We start from the raw sequence: 22916 nt of genomic DNA on the forward strand, positions 1-22916 counted from the left end.
GGTTAGAACTGCCAGTTATCACTGATTTTTATGGTCCAGTTGGAGGGGCATGGCGACTAGGACAATCGCCGCGAACGAAGCTGATCGACCGCCTGGGCCAGAAGCTGACAGCCGCGTTCGATCTGGCGCGCCTCCAGTGCGGCGTAACCCATGATAAGCCCGACAACGTCCGGCTGATGCCGGCGGTCAGGACTGAAGAGGGGGGTGACCGGATAGATGCCTACGCCCTTGACGCGAGCGGCTTCGATCAGCGCTGCTTCGGACGTTCGGGGCAGATCGCGAAACCAGACCACCACATGCAAGCCGGCGGCTGCGCCGTCGATTTGGATTCGATCGTCAAATCTGCGGCGCAAAGCGTCGAGCAGGACTTGCCGCCGCTCGCCGTTGCGCCGTCGGACTCGCTTGACGTGCCTGTCGTATGCACCGGTCTCGAGCATCGTCGCGAGCGCTTCCTGCTCGATCAGCGGCGTGTGCCTGTCCATGATCTGCTTGGCCGCGGCGAACAGGGACTGGAGTTGAGAGGGCGCCACCAGATAGCCGATCCTCAGCGTAGGCGAGAGCGTCTTGGAGACTGTCCCAAGATAGATCACGTCCTGGCTTGCTGCGAGCGCGTGCAGCGGGGGGACCGGCTTAGTGTCGTATCGGTACTCACTGTCGTAGTCGTCCTCGATTACATAGGCGTCGAACTTCCTTGCCCAGGCGAGCAACTGGTGCCGACGCGCGATCGGCATGATGCCGCCCAGCGGAAATTGATGCGACGGCGTTACGTACGCGAGCCGCCCTTCGGTCTTCGCAAGCTGCTCCGTGTCCAGTCCGTCGCCGTCGACTGGAATCGGCACGGCGGCAGCCCCGTTCGCCGCGAAGACGTGCCTTGCCATCAGGTAGCCAGGGTCTTCCATAACGAACCGATCGTCGGAGTTGAGCAGCAGTCGCGCACACAAATCGAGCCCTTGCTGCGAACCGTTCACGATGATGATTTGATCAACGTCGCATCGCACGGTCCTCGAACGCCAGAGATAGGCCTGCAGCGCCATTCGCAGGCGCCGTGAGCCGCAAGGATCGTTGTAGGCCAATCTCGCGGGCCGCCGTGTCATTGCAGCGACCACGGCTCTTTTCCACGCGAGCACGGGGAAATCCGAAGGTGAGAGGTCCCCATATCGAAAATTTGCGAGCAGGTTGCGAGATTGCTCCTCCGAGCGCGGCGCGACCTGTCTCAAACGCTCACCGTACCCCGACAGTCGCACCTTCCGTGACAACGGCCGCGACGGAGTGCGCACGCGTTCCCTCTCGATAACGCGCGGTCGTGCGCCATGGCGGACCTCGATGAAGCCTTCAGCCGCGAGTTGCTCATACGCGATCGTCACCGTACCGCGAGATACGCCGAGTTCCGCGGCGAGGGCGCGGGACGACGGCAGCAGCCCATCGGCGCCGTACGCGCGCCCCAGGATCTGATCCCTAAGCGCTTCGTAGATCTGACGCGCTCCCATTCGCGGGGTGCGATGCCCAGGGGGCGTCTTGATCTGTGCCATCGAAAGTTCGCATAACTAGGCTTGCTTGATAAGCCACTCTCTGATTATTCGCCTTGAATGCCAAGCTGTTCTGAGGAGTTAGCGGCGCAGGCAACCCAGGGGGCGCTATTCCGGGCGTTGCCGCAGAATCCAATCCAGCAGGTCTTCGTTTCGGCGACCACTTCGTGCGTATTAGTCAACGGCGGCCGGTGCGGATGCAAGCGCCATACGGCGCAAATACAGTTCGCCCCCGGTAGCAAACCGTAATCTTTCTGCTAGTGCACTTTCAATAACTCAGGCGCTGCATAGCCGCGGTTTTCACCGAATTGTGGTTGCCTCGGGAAAGCCCTTTGGCAGCTCGCTTTCGATTTTGCCGAGCGCAGCTTCAGCGGTAAAGGCGACACGTTCGATTGATTCCTGAACAAGCGTTTTCGGTACGCCCGCCGCTTCGCCTATCTGCAAGAAATGCCGGCCGTCTACTTGGGCAATCCTGTAGTGAAAGTTTGTCCCTACCGACATCGCGAGCTTCATCTGCTTGCGTTGAATTTGACCGGTGTCCAGACTCGGCTGTGCCGTGAGCACGTCGTAAAGCGTGTCAGATAGTAGCGGCCGCCGGCGTGATGAAGATGCTGAAATTCTTCGCATAGCCATCGGTCGCGACGATCAGACAAAAGAAGATTGCGCTCTGAGCAGCGTCGCCTGATCATCCGCTCCTGGCCACGACTGGTAATCAGACAGCACGACCGGCTGTGAGCTATCCTGGCCGCTGCGATACGCCCACATGTACGATTTGGTCCGCGCGTCCCGTCCGTCTTCCTAACCTGAGTAGCGCCTGGCCGTCAGCTTGGGATCAGCTTTTCTGACTATCATTCGGAGCACCCCTGAGCAGCCTGAACGTATTGCGAGGGGACTTACGCTGAAGGAAAGGCGAACGGCCATGTATGATCGGATCAGTGGCTTATCCACACCGCCGACCCAAGCTGTCGAACCGAGGCAGTCGGTGGACAGTGACAGCTTTATGGAAACAGTTGCGGATCTCGCGCTGCGGCGGAGCCCGCTGCCTGGGGATTTGCCCGACATGGGGTGCTGTGCCAGCAAGCCCAATGTCTCGGATCCAAACAACCCCAGTACATCCGGTCCAGTGAGGCCGAAAGCCCCACTGTTCGAATACAGGACGGCCGAATTGGCTGACGCTAATGTAGACGGCATATGTGTTGGGCTGACTGCGGAGTGGCTCGGCAATCTTCAGTACAGCCCGAGATCCCGAATGACTGCGCTAACACCCGGATCGGACGGGCACGGCTCAGCGGCCGTGTGGCAGCAGCGCTATCTAGATATCAGGGGGGACTTGCGAAACGACGGAGCAGAACCTCCTCAGGCCAACAGTGACGCAAAGTACGCCATGTTGCAGGAAGCGGGTTTGCAACCATCCCAAAAAGAGAAGGTTTACAGCTTCGACGACCCTGCGAGCATCTCGAGCATGTTGGGCAAAATCACTGCCGACGGATCGAGGTATTTGCTTAGTTTGAAGTTCGTCGAAGGTGGGAGACACACAGTTGCGACATCGACGTTCGATGGAAGGACGACGCTCTTCGATCCAAACTATGGAGAATTCAGTGTTCCATCAGACCAGGTGGATAGCCTGTTCCAACGCCTCGCGGACCGATATATCGACCCCAACGGGCTGTATTTGAAATCAATTGCCACGCGAAAAATGTCTTGAGCCGGGCCTGCAGGCACCGCCAATTGGCGCCGGCGCGCCCGAATGGGCCGGTCGTGCTGATACCGACCGTGCCCCAGGACGCCCCGTTGCGACCGCCGTGGGTTTTCGAGCATGTCCGGATGGAGGCTCCGAAAGATGCTCCGACCGGGCTCGGCCTGCCAAGCGGCTCGTTCATGCATTCCGATGATCTCGCCCGGGTCTACCCCATTTGATCTCGCCCACGTTTGAACGAACCGCTGGACGGGAGTGGAGGCGAGCCTGCTGAACTGAGGTGTCTTATCTGAGAGGATGTTGGTCTTCGCCACCCTCTCAAGACAGAAGACCCAGATGGCCACGATGAGCCCTCTTCGGCAGCGAATGATCGAGGACATGATGGTCCGCAATCTGTCGCCGTGGACTCAACAATCCTACATCTGTGCGATTGCAAAGTTTAGCCGACATTTCGGCTGCGCCCCGGACCGGTTGAGTCTCGGGCAGGCCCGGGCCTACCGGACTGCATCTCATCAGCCAAAAACGTTTGTGGTCCCACATCAATCAGGTTGCCTGCGTGCTGCGCTTTTCTACGGCGTCACAGTCGGGCAAGTCGACCATCCTGAACATGGCCCAGGTCGTTCTCACCGGCGGCAACCGGCGCTTCCTGCGCCTGATAGCGGAAAGATCTGTAGCGGATCCAAGCGCAGCGTCGTCGACTCTCCAACGGCATGATGTTAGCGCTCGTGCCGCCGGGCTTGGTCAGGGTTGCGCAGACGGCGCGAGGCTGAAGGTGAGTGGTCAGTTCAGGGCTCTGGCAGGGAGAGGGACCAGCAAGTTTCCGTTCGATGGCGCATCATCAGCTTTTCGGGCAGCGCGAAGCGCGCAATTGTGTTCAATTTCGGACAGCGGCGACAAATCCAGTCGCGTTCAAAACACTGGTCGCCGTGGAGTGCCGTTGAGCTTTTCATGGCGTGATCAGGCGCTTAATGCGCGCAGACGATGCTGGCACGGACATTGCTCGTAAGTCCAGCAATACTGAATGAGTGCTGAGTGCACACAGACGCGAGACGAGCGATGCTCTCCTTCCTTGAACCCATGTGCCTCGCTCCTGCGAGGAAGAACTTGTTGCTTGTTACTTGGGGCCTCGTCGCGCTTAGCGCGGCGACACCGACATTCGCCGCGGATCTCGCGGGGCAGCCCGTCTACACAGAGGCACCACCGCAACCGGCCGCGGCCGCGGCCGCGATCAGAGATCAGCCAGCGCAAAAAGTCGCGCAACCTCTGACAATCGGTTTGGAGAGTAACATGGTGGTGGGCTTAGAATCTCCAGCTCCTCCGATCAAGGTGGAGAACTGGCTGCGTGGCCAGCCCCTCACGAGCTTCCAGTCCGGGAAAGTGTACATCGTCGAATTTTGGGCAACTTGGTGCGCACCGTGTGTGGCGGCGTTGTCCCATCTGGGGCAGCTGCAAGAGAGATACAAAGACAGCGAAGTTGAAGTCCTCGGAGTCGCAGCTTCTGAACGAGCTCGAACGGCGGACGAGGCCAGAACCAACTTGGACGCATGGTTGACCGAAAAGTTCTCGAATCTCAACTACCGGATCGGGTTCGATTACACAGGCGAAATGAACAAGCTCTGGATGGATCCCAGCTTTTCTGTCGGGATTCCCACCTCGTTCGTCGTCGACCGTGATGGCCACATCGCCTTTATCGGTTTTCCGACGCAACTCGATGACGTTCTGCCGAAAATTCTGAGCGGCAGCTGGCGCACCAGCGACGAAGCTAAAGCCGCCGATACCGAGCGGCTAAAGGCGAACGCGGAAAAGCGCGAAATGACGAGAAAGCGAGCGCACTGAGCCGATCTTCGGCAAACTAGCGCAAGCGATGAAGCCGGGGATTGGGCGAAGGCGCTTTCGGCGGTCGAAGAGGCCGTCGCTGTGATGCCGGACCGTCTTAACTTCTGCGTGCTCTATGCGGATCTGTTGCTTCACAAACTGCACGACTTGCAGACCTGCTTGGCGGTCATGAGGCAATTAGTTCGCGAGGCGATCGACAAAAACTCGGAGCTGTGGATGGCCGGGGGCGCCGCGGCAACTCTCCGATGCAGCGAATGACAACTGCCACTTCCTGACTGCCGAGCGCCTTGCGATGGGCAAGGAATTGTCCGAACACATTCTGGCGTTGAATCTCCGCAACGGGCGATGGCTTTCATTCTCGACGCTGTTCGAGAGGTCGATGCCGTTGGGCAGCTCCCCGATCTGCGTCTTGAAAATATGGGTGGTCGGCGTTGTGCCGTGCGGCTTCAGCCATTTGCCCCCGTTCCGCAGCAGCGCCGTCTTCTCCTGCGCGCCTCCCAGCGAAATCCGGAAATCATCGTCGCGCGTGAGCCCGAGCGGAGCCTGGGCAAGCCCCTTGAGAAGCTTTTCGATCGCTTCGTCGTCGACGGCGTCGCCGGCGATAGTGTGACCATCGCCATGGCGATCATCATCTTCGGCTACGAACTGCAGGGCGCCCACACAGTCCCTCCCGATCGCAGCGAGCAGGCTGTAGGCATCGGTCCCGGCGGCGCCGACCTTTTGCGCCACCCGGCGGCGCAGGGCGTCCAAGTCGGGGAGGAGGTTGTCGAAGACAGCCGTAACGGCTTTGCCTCGGAAGGCATCCTCGCGCGGATCGCATAAAATCAGTTTATCGGAAATGGCGCATAGACTACCATTTTGGCGCCGACCCTTGGATGGCGTAATGGTCCGATGCACCGCTGTACGCGAAAGCACCCGCCGGCGCGCTCCCAATTGCTTACACGGCCGGTTGGTCGGGCGGGGTTGGCCGCGACGGTCTCGCTAGCAATGCAAGACGCTGCCACAGCGCGTCCCGTTTCGGCGGTAATATCTGCGACCTCTTCGAAGATTGTCTTGCGGAATTGCAGATCGCGCGTCACGCACAACGGGAGCCCGACGGTCTCTGCTCTAAAAAGCCCGGTCATCTGCTCGATGATCGCGATCGCTTCGTCGATCCATTTCGTAGATAGGTCCAATCAAGAGAATGTATTTTACCAATTGTGCGGTCGTCATCTAAGATTGAGGACGGCTGGGGCCAATCTAAGGAAGCGAGTCTCGAATGAAAAAAATGCTGTTTTTTACTGCGAGCGCCGTCGCGCTTGCAGCGGCGGTACCGACTTTCGCCGCTGAGGGTGCCGCGCAACCGGTCGACACCAAGGTACTCGTAGCCGATACGTCATATCCCGAATGCGAGGAGGACCCGTTGGATGGCGTCTGCGATCTCTTTTTTTGCTTAACCGACCCCGCGTGCTTTGCGCGCTAACAACGGAAAACAACTAAGCAGAAAATGAGATAGAGTCTCAGTACACCGCCGCTTGCGGGGACGGCGGCAGCGTCCTCTTTGCGTGCGGATACGCGGCCATATGATACAAGGGGCGCCGTCTTCGGTGTTCTCTCGGACGACAATTCAGCCCGAGAAAGTCCACAACGTGGGGTGAGGGCGCTGCGTAAGCAGCGCTTGCGGATACTGCCCTCACCCTCGCCCTCACCAAGGGAGTTGACATAGCAAACGCTGAGTGAACGACGATGATCGAGGAGTTCCTTGCTCGCATGCGAACGCATCGCAACAACATTCACCGCTATCGTACGGGCGAGCGCCCCTTCGGCACTCGCCCGCCCGATACGCGCAGCGCGCAATTGTTTCAAACCGAGCTGACGGAGCTGGAGAGACAATACGTCGAGCGACGGCTGTCGGAAGAACGGGCGGCGCTCGATGCCGTCGCCAACACGACCCTTCCGTTTGGCTTGCCCTCGCCGAGGACACTTCCCGAGGGCGTGAGCACCCAGCAATCGAACCGAGGCCTCGCTAAAGTGCCGGTCCCGCCGAACGCGGCGTGGCGTGACATGCGTTCCTCGGACAGGAGCCGAAAGGATGGCGAAGCTCACCGTCCACTACGTCGCGTTCTAAATATTCAGAATGTTGAGATATTGCAGCTCGCGGCGCTGCTTCACTCGTGCAGGCGCCGATCGAGTGAGAAGGCATTGCTTTCACACGCCATGAAGAATTATCCGGAGACGAAAGGTCGTCAACGAGATGGTCGAGGCTTACGCCGACGGATTAGGTGTGAGCGGCAGCAACTTGGCCCGTCTTTTCGCCGGAGCGGCTGTCGAATCGGACTTCATGGCGGGCGCTTCTCGCGCCGGCCGAGCTTCGAACCATTTTTGGCTGGCACAATAGCGGCCGGCTCTTGCGTGGGGCTAGGGCGCACGTCGCTGGGCCTTACGAGCACTCCATTCGATCTCGTTATCGTAGATGAGGCGGCGCGAGCGAATTGCTCGTGCGGTTGCAAGCTGCTCGATGGGCCGTACTGGCCGGTGACCACGCTCAGCTCGAACCGCATCACGAAGCTGAAATCATCAAGCGCGTGGCAAGTATACGGCATACACGCCGCTTTCAGTCTCAAGCCCCAATACAGGATGCTAGCGCCCATCGGACGGCTGGTGTCGGAAGTGTTCTATCGGGACCTCAAGCTGGAGCCGGGAAGACTCGATCCCGAAGTTGATCGATCCTGTCTGCCGGCGGAGTTCGACAGGCCGCTGCTTTGGATCGATACGGACAGGTTGGGCGAGCGAGGTTACGAACGAGTTCCTTCCAATGGGTCCAGCCGTATCAATCAGGCGGAGGCGCATGCGATCGTGGCGCTGCTGGAAAAATGGCTGGCGCACAGTAAGTTCATGGATTGGCGGACTAGCCAGACGAAGCACGACGCCGGTATCGGCGTCATCCGCATGTATGCCGCGCAGAGGGACCTCGTACGTCGGGCAAGCGCCGCGACCGTATCGAACACGCGAATGAAATAAGCAAATACATTGGCTTCTTCGAGCGCGCCGGCGGTTTGCGAGCTCCCATAGTCTCGCCTGAATTCCGCTGCGATTGCATCGCGGGTCTCAAGGAGGAACCTGCGATAGCTCTTGGTATCCTTGCGAGCGTAGGAGCGACAGAACTGATAGACGTCCTTGACCGCATGCTCGACGAGCTTTTGGAGGCTTTTCGGATCGCGCCGGAGTGGAGATCCGCCCCGCAATTGTCGGGATGCCGCAGTAAGTTATCACGCCGGCAACAGAGCGTACCGTATACGCGCCGCGGCTGAACCCGATCAGATAGATGGGGTCACCTGGTTCATACAGGCCAATGATCGCCGCGTAGCCATCGACGAATTTCGGGTGATGCCAAGGCCGGTCGCCATGCTGGCGAGGTCATAGAGCCATCGCATCCAGCCGATCTTGAAATGACCGTCGGATGCCGAACCGAGAGTCCGAGGGTTTGACCTTCGTGTCGGGATCAACCCGACAAGCTCGGTAGAGCTTGTAAAGGTTGGTTCGGGCTTCGTCGAAATTGGTGTCACCCGCCTGGCCAGTAATGTCGCAAAAGATGACAATGTTCTTTGGCATCGCACACTGTCCCCCAAAAGTGCGCCAACACTCCAATAATATCACAGATTGTGGGGGTCGAAGTGTGACCTGGCTTACCCTTGAGGGGATAGTCGTTTCGATATTGGACGGTTGCGGTGTGCCGCTACTTGCCATCAACAAGATTGACGCCAATTCGATCGGCGAGGGCAACGAGGTCTGCGTAGAGCGGAATGTCTGTGAGCAGATTCTGTGGGGCTCCCGTCGGGGAGAGGTCCTTTGCCGTGATGCGATCGCCGAAAAGCATCAGAGCGAGGGCCCGGTCGTCCTGTCGCGATACCCAGCACAGTCCATCGGCGTGAGGACACGCGGCGTGGATAGCTTCTGCCCACTTCCGGGTATTTGGATACTCGTCCTTTTCGGTATCGATGAGCTCGCTGCGCTTGACGCCCAGCTTTCTGAGCGAAGTCGTGCTGAGCTCGACCAGATTGAGATCTCGTTTGGGGGTGACCTGAGACCGGACTTGATCGACGAGTTTTTGCTTGTCGAAGGTTTTCAGTCCGGGGGCGAATGGCACGTCGTGGAACACGGTCTCCATCGCAGCGCACTCGAAGGTCGTGCCGCCGTAGAGCGTAGGGATGCTCGAGCCGTCCGAGGCTTTGATCGGGCTGAACCTCGCGTTGCCCTTGCCCGGGTTGAACTGGCTGCTTCCATAAATCTTCTGGTGAATACGATGGAAGACCTGGCCCTTCGGCCACGTCTTCATGTTCACCAAATTGGCAAGATCGGCGGGTAGTGCCGGCACGCCCGACGGCCGAGCTGGCGACGGTCGGGCGGCCGGGCGGCGTACACCGGACCCCTTCTTAGCCATGGAGCACGCCGGCCACCTCGTCCTCTGCCGCGGTAATGACGCGATCGGGCTTGCTGATCAGCAAGTCCTGCGGTCGCTTGCCCCCGAGGAAGCTATTGGCCGACGCAAACCAGTAGGCTAGGCCCCAATCGTCCTTCTGACCGCGAAAGACCTCTAGCACCTTCGCTAGGCCTTTAGTCGGCCTGTAGTCGGTCGAGGCATCCAAGGCATAACCCGGGAAGTAGTCGACGCCGCGATGATGCACCGCGAAGATCTGCCCATCCTTCTTCCACTTGTTCGGTTGAGCGCTTGGATTGCTGGCGCTGAATCCGGCTACCTTGGCGACCTGTGCCGCTGTCATCCAATCGCCGGTCTCGAGCACGCGTTTGCGTGCTTCGGCTGTCATGCGAGCTTCGATCAGCTTGTGTTGCGGAAGGGGTACATCGGGTACGAGGGCCTCGATAATCGAACGGAACATCACATCCTGCCGATGCTCGACGATACTAGAGACGAGCGGAACAAGATTGGCGAGCGTAGCCACAAGCGCCCGAACGGCTGGTTTGTTGCCATGCTTCAACGTCAAAGCGACCACCTGCTCCACGGGCAGTTGGGCCAGACGGTTGCTTACCTCTTCGGGGGTTCCGGTAACGGTTGCGACACCCGAGAGTTCGAGGGTTTTCTCGGCCGTGGTCATGGCTTAGGTCCATATGATGACGGTTATCAATATAATACAATAACCGAAATCATCAAGGGCCATTTCCGAAGCTTTCGAATAATCAGCAAAATCGGCCTGTTCGGGGTACGCAAGACGTCGAAGCTGGTTCCCGACCCGCTTTTGGCTGGCAGTCGGTTGCGCTCACAAGCTCGGCAAATTTTGCAGAAGTCGGTTCAGATCGCTTTCAAGAACAAAAGTCCGATTGCTGCATTTTTTGCCGACCAGATGCTTCACCTCAATCTCTTCATACAGCTTGGTTCTCGATAGTCCGGTCCGTTTGATGACTTCCTCGAGAGAGAAGGGACGGGCGTCCGCAGAAATCGGCCTTATGCTTGGGATCCGGTCCGGCGATGGTGCCTAGTTTCCGCCTCCGAGCCATTGCTCGAAAGCATCCCTCCTCAAGAAAATCGGGCTTGCGTGCGATCCCCTCCAATCGACAGCCGGGTCCTAAGCCAGCCGAGCCGATGTCTGCTGATTTCAGGGAACGTATCTCCAATAGCGTGGTCCGACTGCCGTTTCTGGATACGCCTGATCTGACTCAGGCGTGATGCCCGTCGCCGCGTGTCCAGCAGGATTTTAAGATCATCCATTACTGAGCGGTTTGTAGCAAACTCGGTGTGGTTAAGGCCGAGCAGTTCATCACCAATCTCGGTGACATCGATGGTATCCAGACCGGGCAGAATAACAGGGAGTCCGGCGCGGGGGACATCTCCGGCGCGCGAGTAGACCGCCAACAACTTGGAGGCGGCTAACGCCTTGTCTGCGCCCGAGGCATAAAGTGTAGTACCACTGCTAATCCGTTGAATGTCAGGGAGCTGTCTCTCAAAGACGTCGCGAGGCACGTCTGGTGACGCCATGATAAGCTCGTCTACGCGGGCCGGGCTTCCGGTAGCAGAACTGTTCTTTAGAGCGTCGAGAACCAAGAGGTTTCCCATGCTATGGGCCAAGACGTCCACTCTCTCAATTCCAAAACTATCTCTAAGCATCCTCAGGAGAGTAATGAATCCCTCCCGACCCGCGTAGGCGCTGTCGAGATCATACCGATAATCAAGAGCTGCACCTCGCGAACTCCATGAATAAAGGATCGAAAGGCCCCGATAGTCCAGGTCATAAATGATTTGAGCGTTCCGCAATACTCCGTCCTCAAAGCTGGTGTTAAAGCCGTGAACGAAAATTAGTGCGCTCTTCGCCTGCGTTCTGCGGATCAGGTCGGCCCACGTATCAATCGTCATGATCTGTAGTTGCCGAATCACGAAATGTTTTCTTTCGTCAAGCGGCTCATGCCGCAGCTCTATTCCGAAAACCTTCCAAACTGAGGGTAACTCTATTCGCCCCATCCTGTGCGTTTCAGGCACGTGAACCGATGCAGCGCCAAAGGTGAGTGTGCCTTGCCGATCGCCAGTAAACGAAACTGCTTGCGCTCCGTTTTTGGGTACTCGATCAGTCACGAACAGGAACTCGACCAAGCGGGGATCGTTGCTGAATATTCTCTGTCGGGCGCCGCAAGCGGCCGGCGGGTTTTGGCACGGCATGTCGACGGTCAAATTTTGCGGCGTCGAAGCAGGAGGCGGTGTTGGCGCGGATGGGATACGCGATGGAAATGCGTTCGCGTGACCAAACTGGTTTTCTGCTCTCGCGATAACCCCGCCACTTCCACACATTCCAGGGAAGCGCCGACATGCTTCACTCGTTTCATTCCTTAGGGTAGGAACCCCGGGAAGAGCTGGCGCAGGAAAGATTACCTTCAGCAGATTGGCCGCCCGGATAATTGGGCGAATAGTATCTAAGACAAATTGCCACTCTGATTGTCCATTCCGATGCTGCACCTGTGCTGTAAAGCTGAAAGAACTGACGGTTGACCCCAGCTGAATATAAGTGATGCTTCCAAGGTCACGAACAATCGGATAGATGCCGGTGCCAGTCGTTTGCTGCATCACATACTGAAACAGGAAGGGCTCGGCGAGCTGCTGCAGTGCCGGAATGTTTCCAGCTTGGAGTGAACTCACGTAATTTCCGACAATCGGGATTGCTGCTCCAGGCGTGAGCTGTGCTAGCGCGGTCCATGTGCAGCCGAACCATATTGCAAAACTGATGACTAAAACCCGCAGCTTCCCCCTCATTGCCGCCTCCTTTGCTGCACCGCCGCCAGCGGGCAATGCAAGGAATGATAGCACTAAGCAAAAAGCACTCCCAAGAGGCGAGGACGCCGCGCTAGGCATTGTGCCTGTTTGGTCACAGTGCTGGCCCCGCCTCCGTCTCAAACGCATGTAAATTCAGTGCGAGTGTATCCCATAGGCGGGTGGAAAAACACAGGTAAATCAAAGCGAAAGCCGATGCACGGGAGTGCCCACCCAACTGTACCGAGCCGTCCCAGTATATGACCAATTTACACTACGGGCTTTTGAGAATCCCTGCGATTCCGATTTGTATACCTCGGCGAAGTCACGGCAACGCGCGACCTGCCCATCTCGTCAGAACCAATCAATCGGCATCTCTTCGATGAGCGCGCGAGTATAGGCAGCAGCAACGAGCGCCGCGTAGTTCTGCCAATCGTCGTTCTTGTGTTCGTCGCAATAATCGCAAATGCCTTGTACGACGAAAATGACCTTTCCCTGCGCCCAGGCTGCGTTCTGTAGTCCGCTGGCTTCCATCTCGACCGCGCGAACGTTGAACCGGTCACGCAATTTATCTCGCGTCGTGTCGTTTTTCAGCAGGATATCAGCGGTTCCAATAGCGCCGCCGTTGGAAGGCCATCGCGCACATCGGGATGCGATATAGGCTTGCCGCTTTCATGGAGCACGTCCTGCGAGTTCGGCGGGCAGGCGAATTTCTCACCTAACCTCAGTTGCGCGTGGGCCAAGATGACTTCCCATGGTCGTTCACTCATCAATTCGCGCGTTGTGAGCTGGCCAGCCGCTTGAAGTAGTCCGGCTGATGGTCGTTGAGGTGAACAGCGGCGAACGCCTGAGGAATTTGCTGCATTAGGGACTAGCCTCGGCGCTCAATGTGGCTGCCGCATTCGCGAAAAATTTCGTCGTCGCTCTTGATCTCCGAAATATTCAAAACGCCGCTGACGTGCGCTATCGTACGCGAGCGCCCTCGGATGGCCACCCTGCATCCAGATTTCATGGCGACGCTTAAGATCATGATAAAGCCGTCCCATGCCTCGTTGTTTGATCGTTACGGATTTCTGCGCCTGGCCGCACAGAATGTAAAAATTGCGGATATCCTGCGAGACTTTGGCTTCATGGCGTTCTTGCAGTGGACTAGGCAGAGCCGGATGGTCTTTTCATCGGCATCCTTGATGGCAACCAAGCCAGCGGCTTCGCCTGACCCATCGTCATTGAAGACCAAATCGAATTCCGCCTTCAGCCGCTGAAAGGTGTAGTGCTGGATCGTATCTGTTGCCCGCCTTGCGCATCGCTTCCCGATTGAGCGGCACATTCTTCGAAGGCCAGGATTCCAACCGCGAGACTGGGAAGAGCCGCATTGATCGGGATGTGGTAGCAGTTAGAGGAGTAGGTGCCATCCGCGTATCTCACGATGAAGAGGTCGACTTCGAGGTGCTCTTCGAGCGGCAGAACGACACCTCTTCAACGAGACATCTGGACCGGCCTGATCTCGACTGGCGTCAGCCTCGGTGTCGCGTCGGTTGCCGAGGAGGAGCAGGTCTGAAGATGGGAGACTTATTTTGCTCCGTCGTACATCACGTAGATCGCAGGTACTGCGATTCTTTCGAAGCCTTCCAGCTTGCGTGGTACGCATGGAAGCCTGCGTGAGGGCCTCGCCACCCAGAAGTCGACGATAGATACCCGCAGGGCTGAGGTGCTTGGCGGAGCAGAAAAGATGCTAGAAGCATCGGAAATTGCTAATTTGAGTTCAGCGCGGCGATGTTGAACCGCATTTGCACTCAGCGTTCCCGGTGTCCGGCCGTCAAATGGCGAATTGCAGAATCTTGACTGCCTGCCAGCTGAAAAGCGCGCCGCGCCGGTCGCTAATCTTAAGAAGGTTCTGAGCAAATAACAGAAGCCATCGCGCGGCCAGATGGCTCTGGATCTGCTGCGATCCGATTCCTGAATAGCCAAGAAGTGCCTGATCCCACAAAGCTCGTTGGTCCGATGATCGAGCGGTTCTCGTTTTGCGACGACGCGCGCCGGACTCCAAAGACAGGTAGGGCGATCCGGTACTTTGCGCGATTCTTGCAAGAGTCATCGCAGGATGATCAGTTGATGGTTCTCTTGTCATGAACGAGCGGGGGACGCAGTCGAATATCGCCTATGCAATCTGCGGCTTCAACGATATTCCAAACCAGCGCGCCATGGGCTTCCACCTCATGCTAGTGGATGAAGACGGCGGCTACAGGCCGTGGCCCATTGTCGTGGTGCGCTGGGGCAAGCGGGTGTTTGCCTATCTCAACAAATGCCCGCACACTGGCGTCCATCTCGACTGGGAACGCAACCAGTTCTTCGATCCCCTCGGTATGCGGCTGATGTGCGGCAAGCACGGCTCGACCTTCGAGCTCGGCACGGGCCGCTGTGTGGACGGCCGGTGCAAGGGCAGCAGTCTCACGCCGGTCGCGTTGACGGTGCTGGACGGCGAAATCTGCGCGACCGGCGTGCGGCTTGTCGAGGAAGAGGATTCCTCTGGCTAAAGTTGAAGCCGGTGCTCAGACCGGCCTGTTCTCGTTACGGTTTCTTACGGGTTCCATCCTCTTCAGCCCGTCTTCGTAAGAGATCTCATCATAGGACGCATCGACACCCTTGGTTGCGTCGAGCAGGTAGTCGAGCTTGCCGGGCGCGTCGAGCTTCTTAATGTCATTTTTATCGACCCCGACCAGGTCCATCATCTCCTTCCAAACGGTGGATTCATCGCACGGCAGCACGTTGAAGGTGATACCGCGGAGTTTGATTCGATATTTCGCCAACAGGTCTATGTTGTTGCAAAACATGAAGTAGCTGCCATCAGGACTTAGCGCGCCGTCAAGAACATTTGCGACATCAGCAAGATAAGCGAAGCAGTGCAGATAGCCGGCAAGCACCGGAATGCTGCGTTCGCCTTCCTGCGCGACCGTCAGTACCTGCTCGATTGAATAGTGGGGCGGCCGCTTCTCGTCGGCGACCTGGGCCTGGAATTTTAGGGCGATATCGCCGCGAAAGCCGAACCGGCCCTGCTTGGTGGTCCCGCCCTTGAATATGGCATTGAGCAGGCGTCCCTCCTTCTCCAACCGGCCTAGCGCGGTGTTCTCGATTGCAGTCATAAAAAATCATCCCTCGATCCAAGACAATCGCCGGACACTCCGGCGGCAGGAGACGCAATGCAAATTGTTTGCCGCCGCGTTCGTAACGCTTCATCGGCTAATCCATAAAGAAGACACTTAAAAGCTCCGCGATCCCTCGAAAACCTTTGTCAGCAACCCGACACGCGTCGCAAAGCCAACAGGCGCGACTTCGAAAAAGGTAAGCATTGTCAAGCTCGTGCGCGCTGGCACGCGACTTGCCAATTCTCATGCAAACGACTTGGGAAAATAAAGGTGCCATGATCAATCTGACGAATAGCGCAGTGAATGCGCTCAAGAGCGCGATCTCGGCTTCGGCGCAGCCGACGAGCGGCCTGCGCATCATGGTCGAGGCCGGCGGCTGCGACGGATTCAAATACAAGATGGGTTTTGCCGACGAGGCAAAGTCCGACGACACCGTCATTGAGCGCGACGGGATCAAGGTGTTCGTCGACAATAAGAGCCATGAGCACCTCGCCGGCACGACGATCGATTTCGTGGTGGCGCTGGAGGGCTCCGGCTTCACCTTCGACAACCCAAACGCCAGCTCGAGCTGCTCCTGCGGCAAATCCTTCCGTAGATGAAAAGAGAAATCGAAGCATGCTGCTGGAACCAGAACAACTAAAGCAATCGCCGGTCATTGCGGCCGATCGGGAGCAACTCATTCGCGCAGTGATCGAGGAGATCCGGCCCAATCTGCAACGCGACGGCGGCGATTGTCAGCTGGTCGGTATCGAGGGCAGCAAGATCATGGTCAAGTTGACTGGTGCCTGCGTATTCTGCAGACTTTCAAGCGCGACGCTAGAAGGCATTCAGGCGCGGCTGGTCGAAAGGCTCGGTGAATTCGTTCGCCTGATCCCGGTCGCCGGCGCCACCAATGCGCGGTATTGAACGAGGCGTTTGTGCCGATCTATCTTGACAACAATGCGACCACACGGGCAGATCCGTGTGTCTTGCAAGCCATGTTGCCCTTCTTTACAGAGCGGTTCGGTAATGCCTCGTCCACCCATGCCTTCGGCAGCGAGATCGCGGGCGCGGTCGGAAAGGCGCGCCGCAGCCTGCAAGATTTGCTGGGAGCCGCCCACGATCATGAGATCGTCTTCACCTCCGGCGGGACCGAGTCCAACAATACCGCCATCCTTTCAGCGCTTGCGACCCAGGAAGGGCGCGACGAAATCGTCACCACTTCTGTCGAGCATTCCGCCATTCTAGCTCTGGTGGAGCAATTGGCGACAAGGGGCATCAAGACGCATATGATCCCCGTGGATTCGCGCGGACGGCTTGACGTCGAGGCCTTTTGCTGGGCGCTTGGACCACGCACGGCGATTGCGTCGGTTATGTGGGCCAACAACGAGACCGGTACGATTTTCCCGGTGGAGTATCTGGCTGGGTTGGCGCGTGCGGCGGGCGCGTTGTTTCATACTGATGCGGTACAGGCGGTAGGTAGGGAGCCCATCGACTTGAATGACAGTGCTATCGACATGCTGTCGCTGTCCGCGCATAAGCTGCATGGCCCCAAGGGGATTGGAGCGCTCTATTTACGCAAAGGCACGAAATTCAGGCCGCTGATCTGGGGCGGGGCACAGGAACGACGACGACGCGGCGGAACCGAGAACATCCCTGGCATCATCGGTCTTGGAAAAGCTGCAGAGCTTGCGGCCGAGCGGCTCGAGCCGGAGCGCGTTCGCATTGGTGCGTTGCGCGATCGCCTGGAGCAGGCGATCTTGCACAACTGCCGCTGCATAGCGCTCGGCGATGTCGGTAATCGGCTGCCGAATACGGCTAACATCGCCTTCCAAGATCTCGAAGGCGAAGCAATCGTTCATCATCTCAATCGCGCGGGCATTGCCGCTTCGCACGGATCAGCTTGCAGCTCGTCTTCAATGGACCCGTCTCATGTGCTGCGCGCCATGAACGTGCCTGCGAGGATCCTACGCGGCGCGGTACGCTTTTCCTTGTCGCGTGAAACCACCGTCGAAGAAGTCGATCAGGTCGTCCGAATGATGTCCGGCATCGTGGCTCACCTACGCACCATGTCACGACAGCATCCCAATCACGCCAGCAATTCGCCCTGATGCACGAGTTGATCTGATGAAAATCATGATTCGCCGCTCTCCGGAGGCCGGCCTGTCGATTTACGTGCCGAAAAAAGATCTCGAGGAGCCGATCATTGAATCGGAGCACGAGAGGTTGTGGGGCGGTTGGATCAGAATAGCCAATGGCTGGGTGCTCGATCTGCCCGAAATGGCGAGCGATACGCCGCTGCCGATCACGGTCAATGCCCGAAAGCGTGGCGAGGGCGCGGACGAGCGATGAAGACGGCCCCGCAAATCGACTTTGTCAACGCGGCCGATGCGGAGGCGATTCTCACCGACGTCGCGAACCGGCTGCGTGCCGGCAGCATTGTTCCCTATCTCGGACCTGGCCTGGCCGATTTGTCCAAAACGGATGCGCCTTTGACTCCGGAGGCCTTGGCTGGCTTCTTCGCTACCAAGGTCGCGCTGCCGCGCCGGGCCAAGGGCAACGTCTGGGCGTCGGCGCAGCACATCGAGAGCAACAAGCATCGCTCCACCGTGACGGCATTGATGGTGCAGGCCTTTGCTGCGCCGGTCGAGCCGACGCCACTGCATCACCATCTCGCCGCGCTGTCACCGCCTGTCATCGTCGATGCCTGGTATGACGGCGCGATGCGTGCGGCGCTTGGCAAGCACGAGGGGTGGGGCGAGGTGCAGGGCATTAGCCGCGCCGGCATCGGCGAGGGTCGCTGGTATCGCTTCTATGATGCGGAGGGCAGAGAGGTCGATCGCGCCGTGGCGCAGAGCTGGACCACGGTCCTCTACAAGCCGCACGGCGGCGTGCTGCCTGCCAGGAACTTTCTGATCTCTGACGCCGACTATGTCGAGGTGCTGACCGAGATCGACATTCAGACGCCGATCCCCGATGTGGTGAAAGAGCGGCGCAGTGGCCGAAGCTTTCTCTTCATCGGCTGCCGCTTCAACGATCAGATGCTGCGAACCTATGCGCGGCAGCTCACCAAGCGCTCGGCCGGTGTTCATTACGCCATCGTGGAACCGCAGGTGCTGTCCAGGAATGAGCTCCGCTTTCTGGTCGAACAGGGCCTGACGCCGCTTGCGATCCCGCTCCCGCGCGCGATCGAGATACTGCTCGCCGGCTGACAGAACTTGTATATGGGTCGATGTTGCTCGCGTGCCGGGCGCACGCGAGTTATCTTGCGTTTCGCGCCAGGGAATGACTGTGCTCATTCCGTGTCAGGATCGAGACGCCTGTCACACTTCGAACATTTCTAATGTTGTGCAGAAGGCTTCGCTGCCACGGCCAACCGCGGCAGGCGGCTCACTTTTTTGGCTTAGATCAAAATTGCTCACCATTCCGGCCATGGCACGCGAGTTGCAAATCTTGATTTCAGTTTCCGCCTGCAGGGAGAATGGTTAGAATGGACGTATCAGCGCTGGACGAAGCAAGCTTGGCAGGGAGCGCCGTCAACATCGGCGAAATCATGCAGGCGATCGCCGAGCACAAGGGCTGCGGCACGTCCGGCGGCAGCGGCAAGGCGAGCTGCGGCTCGCAAGCCAGCCAGGGTGAGCTGCCGACCGAGATCTGGGAGAAGGTCAAGAACCATCCCTGCTACAGCGAAGAAGCACATCATCACTACGCCCGGATGCATGTTGCGGTTGCGCCCGCCTGCAACATCCAATGCAATTACTGCAACCGCAAATATGATTGCGCCAATGAATCGCGCCCGGGCGTGGTGAGCGAAAAACTAACGCCGGAGCAGGCGGCGAAAAAGGTGCTGGCGGTCGCCTCCACCATCCCACAGATGACCGTGCTCGGCATCGCGGGGCCTGGCGATCCCCTGGCCAATCCGAAAAAGACGTTCATGACCTTCGAACTGGTGGCCAGGGCCGCTCCCGACATTAAGCTGTGCCTGTCGACCAACGGCCTCATGCTGCCCGACCATGTCGACACGATCGCCCGCTTCAAGATCGACCATGTCACCATCACCATCAACATGGTCGACCCCGCAATCGGCGCCAAAATCTACCCGTGGATTTTCTACAACCACAAGCGCTACACCGGCCTCGAAGCCGCAAAGATCCTCAACGACCGCCAGCTGCAAGGCCTCGAGATGCTGACTGAGCGGGGCATCCTCTGCAAGATCAATTCGGTGATGATCCCAGGCATCAACGACCAGCATCTGATCGAGGTCAACAAGGCGGTCAAATCGCGCGGCGCGTTCCTACACAACATCATGCCGCTGATCTCCGCGCCCGAGCACGGCACCGTATTCGGGCTCAACGGCCAGCGGGGTCCGACCGCCCAGGAATTGAAGGCGCTGCAGGATGTCTGCAAAGGCGAGATGAACATGATGCGGCACTGCCGGCAGTGCCGCGCCGACGCTGTCGGCCTGCTCGGCGAGGACCGCAGCGCGGAGTTCACTACCGAGAAGGTTATGGCCATGGACGTCAAATATGACCTGGAAATGCGCAAGGCCTATCAGGCCAAGGTGGAGGAGGAGCGCGTCGCCAAGGTTGCTGCCGAGCAGGAAGAGCTCGCCGGGCTCGCCAGCGAGATGAGCGGCATCAAGCTCTTAGTTGCAGTGGCGACGAAGGCCTCGGGCCTGATCAACGAGCACTTTGGGCATGCCAAGGAGTTCCAAGTGTACGAACTCTCCACTACGGGCGCCAAATTAGTCGGCCATCGCCGCGTCGATCACTATTGCCGGGGCGGTTATGGCGAGGAGGAGAGCCTTGCCACCATCATCCGAGCCATCAACGACTGCCATGCGGTGTTCGTGGCCAAGATCGGCGGCTGTCCGAAGAGCAATCTGTTGAAGGCCGGGATCGAGCCGGTCGACCAATACGCCCATGAGTTCATCGAAAAATCAGCAATCGCCTGGTTCAAGTCCTATCTTGAGAGGGTCCAAAGCGGCGAGATCCAGTATGTCGACAGGGGCGAGGCGGCGATCCGGCAGAGCGCGCTGATTTCGGCTGCTTGAGGGAGACGTCGATGCCGTTCAAGATCATTGCCTCGCAATGCACGAGCTGCTCGGCTTGCGAGCAGGAATGTCCGAATGTCGCAATCTCGGAGAAAGGCGGGACGTTCGTCATCGACCCGAAGAAATGCACCGAGTGCATCGGCCATTTCGAAGAGCCGCAATGCGTCGCGGTGTGCCCGGTCGATAACACATGCGTCATCGACACCTCATTGCCGCGCTACTAGGCGCGGGCGTAAATAGGCTCGAGCCTATGACCTTCACGCTGGCGCCCACCGCTGAAAAACTCGCGAGTTTCGTGCTGCGCGCCGATGGCACCGCTGGCGCCAGCGTCCGGCTCGCCGTCACGGCAGATGGTTGCTCGGGATTACCCGCCGATATGGGTGTTACGCCGGCACCTCGGCCCGGTCAGCAAGGCGTCGAGCGCAGCGGCCTAAAGTTGCTTCTCAATGCCGAGAACCAGCTAACGCTTGGGGGTCTCACGATCGATTTGACCGACACCACTGCGCAGACCGGGCTGATCTTCCCAGAAGCGGGTGTGCTGCTCCATCAACACCGCAAAGGCTGCCCATTAGAAGAGGAAAGCTGCCGATGAATCTCGATGTGGCAGGCGATCCGCTGTCCGGGAGCGAGGGGACCCTCATCGCGTACACGCTACTCGGCGACGGCCTGCCGCGCGAAGCCGAGGATCATCTGTGGCAGGCCGGGCTCTCCTATCACCCGGACAAGATCGCGGAAAAACACCTGCACGAAGCGCAGGCGCTGGCGCCGGGCCACGCCGCCGTCCTGATCGGACTCTACCGCTTCTATTTCTACAAGACTCGCTTGTCGGAGGCGTTGGAGGTCGCCAAGATCTGTATTTCTAAGGCAGCGCGAGAAAACGGTCTCTCAGACGACTGGCGGCGGGTTAGCGCGACCGATGCTGCTTTCGATTGCTACGACAGCAGCCTGTCGCGCTTCTATTTATCTTCACTGAAAGCCTACGCCTACCTGCAGATGCGGCTCGGCGAACTCGGTGAAGGACACGCGGCCGCCAGCAAGCTCGTGGAGCTCGACCCGACCGACAAGATCGGCGCCAAGGTGCTCCTGGACGTGCTGGAGCGGATGGGACAGGACGATGACCGATGACATCGAAGAGGCCCGCGACTGGCTAGGCAACAAGGTTGACTGCGGCACCTGCACGCATCTCGGGCTCAGGGCCACTGGTGGCTGCTGCTTGTTACAAGCCTGCGTCAACGACCGCTATGCCCGCCGCATCGACCGCTTCTTCAACTGGAATCCGGCGCTGGCCGACGCTTACATCACACATCCGCATTTCGAGGTGCGCGCGATCGCGGCCAAACACGCTAACCTATTCCTGCTGCCGATGCTGCTCAATGACGCTGAGGAAACCGTGCGCTGGAACGCGGCGCGCCGCCTTCCCAAGCGCTTTGTGCTGCGGCTGCGCAGCGACCCGCATCGGGAGGTGAGGATGCGGGTTGCGACCTTGCTGGAAGGCGAGGAGCTGGCGCCGATGCTATCGGATGAGGACTATTACGTCCGCCTAGTGGTGGCGAGCCGGATCGCGCCGGCGCTGCTTGGGCCTCTCATGAACGATGACGAGCCCGAGGTGCGCCGCGTGGTTGCGCTCCGCATTCCCTATGACTGGCTTCTCGGGATGGTCAATGATCGCGTTTCGAGCGTGCGGCTCGAGATCGCACGGCGGCTGTCTCCGGATTCGCTCCGCGTGCTGCGCCGCGATCCGGATTGGCGCGTCCGCTATGAGGTGGCAAGCCGCATTACGACGGACGAGCTGGCTGAGTTGGCCGAGGACGAGGACTCGATGGTGCAGGAAGTCGCCCGCGCGCGCGTGGCGATCCGGCCCAAACGACCGAGAGAGAGTGGGACATGAGCAACATCGTTCGCGACAGCGAAGTCGTCGAGCTCACCGGGCCACCTTTCTTCAGCTTTGGCGAAAAGGTGCGGGCCAACCGCACCGTCCGCAATGATGGAACCTATGCCGGCAAGGAAGTTGGCGAGATCCTCGCCAAAAAAGGGGAGGTGGGTTACGTGGTCTCAATCGGCACTTTCCTGCAGCAGTTCTACATCTATGGCGTCGAATTTCTCGAAAGCGGCAACCGCGTCGGCATGAAGCGCAAGGAGCTCGAGCCGGTGCTGGCGCGCGAGGAGCTTGAGGACCTGCCGTTGCCGGAAGAGGCCGCCCCGTGATCGACCCGAGGCTGCCGAAGTACCAATGGGGCCAGCGCGTCAAGGCGGCGGTCGACCTCATTAACGACGGCTCCTTTCCGGACGCACCGGCCGACGGACTCTTGATCGGCGCCGGAGCGATCGGCGAGATCGTGCAGGTCGGAAGGCATACCGAAGCGAACGTGCCAATCTATCTCGTCGAGTACGGCGAGCGGCTGGTCGTCGGCTGTCTTGAAGAAGAAATCACAATGCTTTGAGGGGAGCCGTT

General features: G+C 58.9%; 27 protein-coding genes and 1 pseudogene. 19 read left to right on the plus strand and 9 right to left on the minus strand.

Annotated elements, in window-relative coordinates; genetic code table 11:
- Nucleotides 1–56: 56 nt before the first annotated feature.
- Both pdxR and HCN58_RS18180 read right to left on the minus strand, forming a co-directional pair.
- On the minus strand, nucleotides 57–1529 hold the full coding sequence (gene pdxR / locus HCN58_RS18175; protein WP_171580751.1) for a MocR-like pyridoxine biosynthesis transcription factor PdxR: 1473 nt from the start codon (nucleotides 1527–1529) through the stop codon (nucleotides 57–59).
- Nucleotides 1530–1826: 297 nt separating this feature from the next.
- Nucleotides 1827–2090 carry a hypothetical protein gene (locus HCN58_RS18180; protein ID WP_171580752.1) on the minus strand — a complete coding sequence of 88 codons (264 nt, stop codon included), beginning with the start codon at nucleotides 2088–2090 and terminating at the stop codon, nucleotides 1827–1829.
- A 355-nt stretch (nucleotides 2091–2445) separates the two neighbouring features.
- Between HCN58_RS18180 and HCN58_RS18185 the strand changes: the two genes are divergently transcribed.
- The 3 genes from HCN58_RS18185 to HCN58_RS37115 all read left to right on the plus strand — a co-directional run bounded on the left by HCN58_RS18185 (nucleotide 2446) and on the right by HCN58_RS37115 (nucleotide 5058).
- Entirely contained in the window at nucleotides 2446–3231 is a 786-nt protein-coding gene (locus tag HCN58_RS18185) for a YopT-type cysteine protease domain-containing protein (protein WP_171580753.1), read from the plus strand.
- Between the two features lie 357 nt (nucleotides 3232–3588).
- Nucleotides 3589–3936, plus strand: a complete 348-nt coding sequence (locus HCN58_RS37460) for a hypothetical protein (protein ID WP_376701194.1) — start codon at nucleotides 3589–3591, stop codon at nucleotides 3934–3936.
- 342 nt (nucleotides 3937–4278) lie between these two features.
- Complete coding sequence (locus HCN58_RS37115; RefSeq protein WP_311966827.1) at nucleotides 4279–5058, plus strand: TlpA disulfide reductase family protein; 780 nt, start codon at nucleotides 4279–4281, stop codon at nucleotides 5056–5058.
- Between the two features lie 177 nt (nucleotides 5059–5235).
- On the opposite strand, the gene HCN58_RS37120 is transcribed toward HCN58_RS37115, so the two are convergent.
- On the minus strand, nucleotides 5236–5973 hold the full coding sequence (locus tag HCN58_RS37120; RefSeq protein ID WP_311966838.1) for a HipA N-terminal domain-containing protein: 738 nt from the start codon (nucleotides 5971–5973) through the stop codon (nucleotides 5236–5238).
- Between the two features lie 343 nt (nucleotides 5974–6316).
- Here HCN58_RS37120 and HCN58_RS18200 point away from each other — a divergent pair, with 343 nt between their 5' ends.
- Nucleotides 6317–6520 carry a hypothetical protein gene (locus HCN58_RS18200; protein WP_171580754.1) on the plus strand — a complete coding sequence of 68 codons (204 nt, stop codon included), beginning with the start codon at nucleotides 6317–6319 and terminating at the stop codon, nucleotides 6518–6520.
- A 263-nt stretch (nucleotides 6521–6783) separates the two neighbouring features.
- Nucleotides 6784–8058: an AAA domain-containing protein gene (locus HCN58_RS18205; protein WP_171580755.1), complete on the plus strand. Its 1275-nt coding sequence runs from the start codon at nucleotides 6784–6786 to the stop codon at nucleotides 8056–8058.
- Nucleotides 8059–8145: 87 nt separating this feature from the next.
- Here the strand turns inward: HCN58_RS18205 and HCN58_RS37465 are convergent.
- The 5 genes and pseudogenes from HCN58_RS37465 to HCN58_RS18230 form a co-directional block, all read right to left on the minus strand.
- Nucleotides 8146–8400: pseudogene (locus HCN58_RS37465) on the minus strand (phospholipase effector Tle1 domain-containing protein); the annotation flags it as partial.
- Between the two features lie 373 nt (nucleotides 8401–8773).
- Nucleotides 8774–9478, minus strand: coding sequence for an RES family NAD+ phosphorylase (locus HCN58_RS18215; protein ID WP_171580756.1), 705 nt, complete (start codon nucleotides 9476–9478; stop codon nucleotides 8774–8776).
- The gene (locus tag HCN58_RS18220) at nucleotides 9471–10151 is read right to left on the minus strand and encodes a hypothetical protein (RefSeq protein WP_171580757.1); all 681 of its coding nucleotides are present in this window, start codon (nucleotides 10149–10151) and stop codon (nucleotides 9471–9473) included. The genes HCN58_RS18215 and HCN58_RS18220 overlap by 8 nt, the downstream gene beginning before the upstream one ends.
- Before the next feature lie 419 nt (nucleotides 10152–10570).
- Nucleotides 10571–12292 (minus strand): alpha/beta hydrolase, encoded by a 1722-nt coding sequence (locus HCN58_RS18225; RefSeq protein WP_171580758.1) that lies wholly within the window; start codon nucleotides 12290–12292, stop codon nucleotides 10571–10573.
- A 351-nt stretch (nucleotides 12293–12643) separates the two neighbouring features.
- Nucleotides 12644–12856, minus strand: a complete 213-nt coding sequence (locus HCN58_RS18230) for a hypothetical protein (protein WP_171580759.1) — start codon at nucleotides 12854–12856, stop codon at nucleotides 12644–12646.
- A gap of 419 nt (nucleotides 12857–13275) precedes the next feature.
- On the opposite strand from HCN58_RS18230, the gene HCN58_RS18235 reads away from it, so the two are divergent.
- Both HCN58_RS18235 and HCN58_RS18240 read left to right on the plus strand, forming a co-directional pair.
- Complete coding sequence (locus HCN58_RS18235; protein WP_171580760.1) at nucleotides 13276–13551, plus strand: hypothetical protein; 276 nt, start codon at nucleotides 13276–13278, stop codon at nucleotides 13549–13551.
- Nucleotides 13552–14415: 864 nt separating this feature from the next.
- On the plus strand, nucleotides 14416–14823 hold the full coding sequence (locus HCN58_RS18240; protein WP_171580761.1) for a Rieske (2Fe-2S) protein: 408 nt from the start codon (nucleotides 14416–14418) through the stop codon (nucleotides 14821–14823).
- A 15-nt stretch (nucleotides 14824–14838) separates the two neighbouring features.
- Here HCN58_RS18240 and HCN58_RS18245 read toward each other — a convergent pair whose 3' ends face one another.
- Entirely contained in the window at nucleotides 14839–15429 is a 591-nt protein-coding gene (locus HCN58_RS18245) for a hypothetical protein (protein WP_171580762.1), read from the minus strand.
- Between the two features lie 278 nt (nucleotides 15430–15707).
- Here HCN58_RS18245 and HCN58_RS18250 point away from each other — a divergent pair, with 278 nt between their 5' ends.
- The 12 genes from HCN58_RS18250 to HCN58_RS18305 all read left to right on the plus strand — a co-directional run bounded on the left by HCN58_RS18250 (nucleotide 15708) and on the right by HCN58_RS18305 (nucleotide 22905).
- On the plus strand, nucleotides 15708–16031 hold the full coding sequence (locus HCN58_RS18250; RefSeq protein WP_171580763.1) for a HesB/IscA family protein: 324 nt from the start codon (nucleotides 15708–15710) through the stop codon (nucleotides 16029–16031).
- Nucleotides 16032–16047: 16 nt separating this feature from the next.
- On the plus strand, nucleotides 16048–16338 hold the full coding sequence (locus HCN58_RS18255; RefSeq protein ID WP_171580764.1) for a NifU family protein: 291 nt from the start codon (nucleotides 16048–16050) through the stop codon (nucleotides 16336–16338).
- The gene (gene nifS / locus HCN58_RS18260; RefSeq protein WP_171580765.1) at nucleotides 16335–17522 is read left to right on the plus strand and encodes a cysteine desulfurase NifS; all 1188 of its coding nucleotides are present in this window, start codon (nucleotides 16335–16337) and stop codon (nucleotides 17520–17522) included. The genes HCN58_RS18255 and nifS overlap by 4 nt, the downstream gene beginning before the upstream one ends.
- 16 nt (nucleotides 17523–17538) lie before the next feature.
- Nucleotides 17539–17763: a putative nitrogen fixation protein NifT gene (gene nifT, locus HCN58_RS18265; protein ID WP_171580766.1), complete on the plus strand. Its 225-nt coding sequence runs from the start codon at nucleotides 17539–17541 to the stop codon at nucleotides 17761–17763.
- The gene (locus tag HCN58_RS18270) at nucleotides 17760–18623 is read left to right on the plus strand and encodes an SIR2 family NAD-dependent protein deacylase (RefSeq protein ID WP_171580767.1); all 864 of its coding nucleotides are present in this window, start codon (nucleotides 17760–17762) and stop codon (nucleotides 18621–18623) included. Before nifT ends, HCN58_RS18270 begins: the two co-directional genes overlap by 4 nt.
- 341 nt (nucleotides 18624–18964) lie before the next feature.
- Nucleotides 18965–20464 carry a nitrogenase cofactor biosynthesis protein NifB gene (gene nifB / locus HCN58_RS18275; protein WP_376701195.1) on the plus strand — a complete coding sequence of 500 codons (1500 nt, stop codon included), beginning with the start codon at nucleotides 18965–18967 and terminating at the stop codon, nucleotides 20462–20464.
- A gap of 11 nt (nucleotides 20465–20475) precedes the next feature.
- Nucleotides 20476–20688 (plus strand): 4Fe-4S binding protein, encoded by a 213-nt coding sequence (locus HCN58_RS18280; protein ID WP_028350583.1) that lies wholly within the window; start codon nucleotides 20476–20478, stop codon nucleotides 20686–20688.
- Between the two features lie 26 nt (nucleotides 20689–20714).
- The gene (locus tag HCN58_RS18285; RefSeq protein WP_235983696.1) at nucleotides 20715–21056 is read left to right on the plus strand and encodes a HesB/IscA family protein; all 342 of its coding nucleotides are present in this window, start codon (nucleotides 20715–20717) and stop codon (nucleotides 21054–21056) included.
- Nucleotides 21053–21589: a hypothetical protein gene (locus HCN58_RS18290; protein WP_171580769.1), complete on the plus strand. Its 537-nt coding sequence runs from the start codon at nucleotides 21053–21055 to the stop codon at nucleotides 21587–21589. Before HCN58_RS18285 ends, HCN58_RS18290 begins: the two co-directional genes overlap by 4 nt.
- On the plus strand, nucleotides 21579–22352 hold the full coding sequence (locus tag HCN58_RS18295) for a 4Fe4S-binding leucine-rich repeat protein (RefSeq protein ID WP_171580770.1): 774 nt from the start codon (nucleotides 21579–21581) through the stop codon (nucleotides 22350–22352). The genes HCN58_RS18290 and HCN58_RS18295 overlap by 11 nt, the downstream gene beginning before the upstream one ends.
- Nucleotides 22349–22669, plus strand: coding sequence for a nitrogen fixation protein NifZ (locus HCN58_RS18300; RefSeq protein ID WP_171580771.1), 321 nt, complete (start codon nucleotides 22349–22351; stop codon nucleotides 22667–22669). The genes HCN58_RS18295 and HCN58_RS18300 overlap by 4 nt, the downstream gene beginning before the upstream one ends.
- On the plus strand, nucleotides 22666–22905 hold the full coding sequence (locus HCN58_RS18305) for a nitrogen fixation protein NifZ (protein WP_171580772.1): 240 nt from the start codon (nucleotides 22666–22668) through the stop codon (nucleotides 22903–22905). The genes HCN58_RS18300 and HCN58_RS18305 overlap by 4 nt, the downstream gene beginning before the upstream one ends.
- Nucleotides 22906–22916: the final 11 nt, after the last annotated feature.

Origin of the sequence: Bradyrhizobium australiense, from assembly GCF_013114825.1 — a bacterium.
Taxonomy (GTDB): domain Bacteria; phylum Pseudomonadota; class Alphaproteobacteria; order Rhizobiales; family Xanthobacteraceae; genus Bradyrhizobium; species Bradyrhizobium australiense.

What these genes read in the sequence shown, in the direction of transcription:
- HCN58_RS37460 (WP_376701194.1), top strand. Translation starts at nt 3,589, where the DNA reads ATGATCGAGGACATGATGGTCCGCAATCTGTCGCCGTGGACTCAACAA.
- HCN58_RS18300 (WP_171580771.1), top strand. Translation starts at nt 22,349, where the DNA reads ATGAGCAACATCGTTCGCGACAGCGAAGTCGTCGAGCTCACCGGGCCA.
- HCN58_RS18185 (WP_171580753.1), top strand. Translation starts at nt 2,446, where the DNA reads ATGTATGATCGGATCAGTGGCTTATCCACACCGCCGACCCAAGCTGTC.
- HCN58_RS18270 (WP_171580767.1), top strand. Translation starts at nt 17,760, where the DNA reads ATGAAGACGGCCCCGCAAATCGACTTTGTCAACGCGGCCGATGCGGAG.
- HCN58_RS37115 (WP_311966827.1), top strand. Translation starts at nt 4,279, where the DNA reads ATGCTCTCCTTCCTTGAACCCATGTGCCTCGCTCCTGCGAGGAAGAAC.
- HCN58_RS18295 (WP_171580770.1), top strand. Translation starts at nt 21,579, where the DNA reads ATGACCGATGACATCGAAGAGGCCCGCGACTGGCTAGGCAACAAGGTT.
- HCN58_RS18220 (WP_171580757.1), bottom strand. Translation starts at nt 10,151, where the DNA reads ATGACCACGGCCGAGAAAACCCTCGAACTCTCGGGTGTCGCAACCGTT.
- HCN58_RS18235 (WP_171580760.1), top strand. Translation starts at nt 13,276, where the DNA reads ATGGCCACCCTGCATCCAGATTTCATGGCGACGCTTAAGATCATGATA.
- HCN58_RS18245 (WP_171580762.1), bottom strand. Translation starts at nt 15,429, where the DNA reads ATGACTGCAATCGAGAACACCGCGCTAGGCCGGTTGGAGAAGGAGGGA.
- HCN58_RS18240 (WP_171580761.1), top strand. Translation starts at nt 14,416, where the DNA reads ATGAACGAGCGGGGGACGCAGTCGAATATCGCCTATGCAATCTGCGGC.
- HCN58_RS18215 (WP_171580756.1), bottom strand. Translation starts at nt 9,478, where the DNA reads ATGGCTAAGAAGGGGTCCGGTGTACGCCGCCCGGCCGCCCGACCGTCG.
- nifB (WP_376701195.1), top strand. Translation starts at nt 18,965, where the DNA reads ATGCAGGCGATCGCCGAGCACAAGGGCTGCGGCACGTCCGGCGGCAGC.
- HCN58_RS18255 (WP_171580764.1), top strand. Translation starts at nt 16,048, where the DNA reads ATGCTGCTGGAACCAGAACAACTAAAGCAATCGCCGGTCATTGCGGCC.
- HCN58_RS18250 (WP_171580763.1), top strand. Translation starts at nt 15,708, where the DNA reads ATGATCAATCTGACGAATAGCGCAGTGAATGCGCTCAAGAGCGCGATC.
- HCN58_RS18290 (WP_171580769.1), top strand. Translation starts at nt 21,053, where the DNA reads ATGAATCTCGATGTGGCAGGCGATCCGCTGTCCGGGAGCGAGGGGACC.
- nifT (WP_171580766.1), top strand. Translation starts at nt 17,539, where the DNA reads ATGAAAATCATGATTCGCCGCTCTCCGGAGGCCGGCCTGTCGATTTAC.
- HCN58_RS18225 (WP_171580758.1), bottom strand. Translation starts at nt 12,292, where the DNA reads ATGAGGGGGAAGCTGCGGGTTTTAGTCATCAGTTTTGCAATATGGTTC.
- HCN58_RS18280 (WP_028350583.1), top strand. Translation starts at nt 20,476, where the DNA reads ATGCCGTTCAAGATCATTGCCTCGCAATGCACGAGCTGCTCGGCTTGC.
- HCN58_RS18285 (WP_235983696.1), top strand. Translation starts at nt 20,715, where the DNA reads ATGACCTTCACGCTGGCGCCCACCGCTGAAAAACTCGCGAGTTTCGTG.
- HCN58_RS18200 (WP_171580754.1), top strand. Translation starts at nt 6,317, where the DNA reads ATGAAAAAAATGCTGTTTTTTACTGCGAGCGCCGTCGCGCTTGCAGCG.
- pdxR (WP_171580751.1), bottom strand. Translation starts at nt 1,529, where the DNA reads ATGGCACAGATCAAGACGCCCCCTGGGCATCGCACCCCGCGAATGGGA.
- HCN58_RS18205 (WP_171580755.1), top strand. Translation starts at nt 6,784, where the DNA reads ATGATCGAGGAGTTCCTTGCTCGCATGCGAACGCATCGCAACAACATT.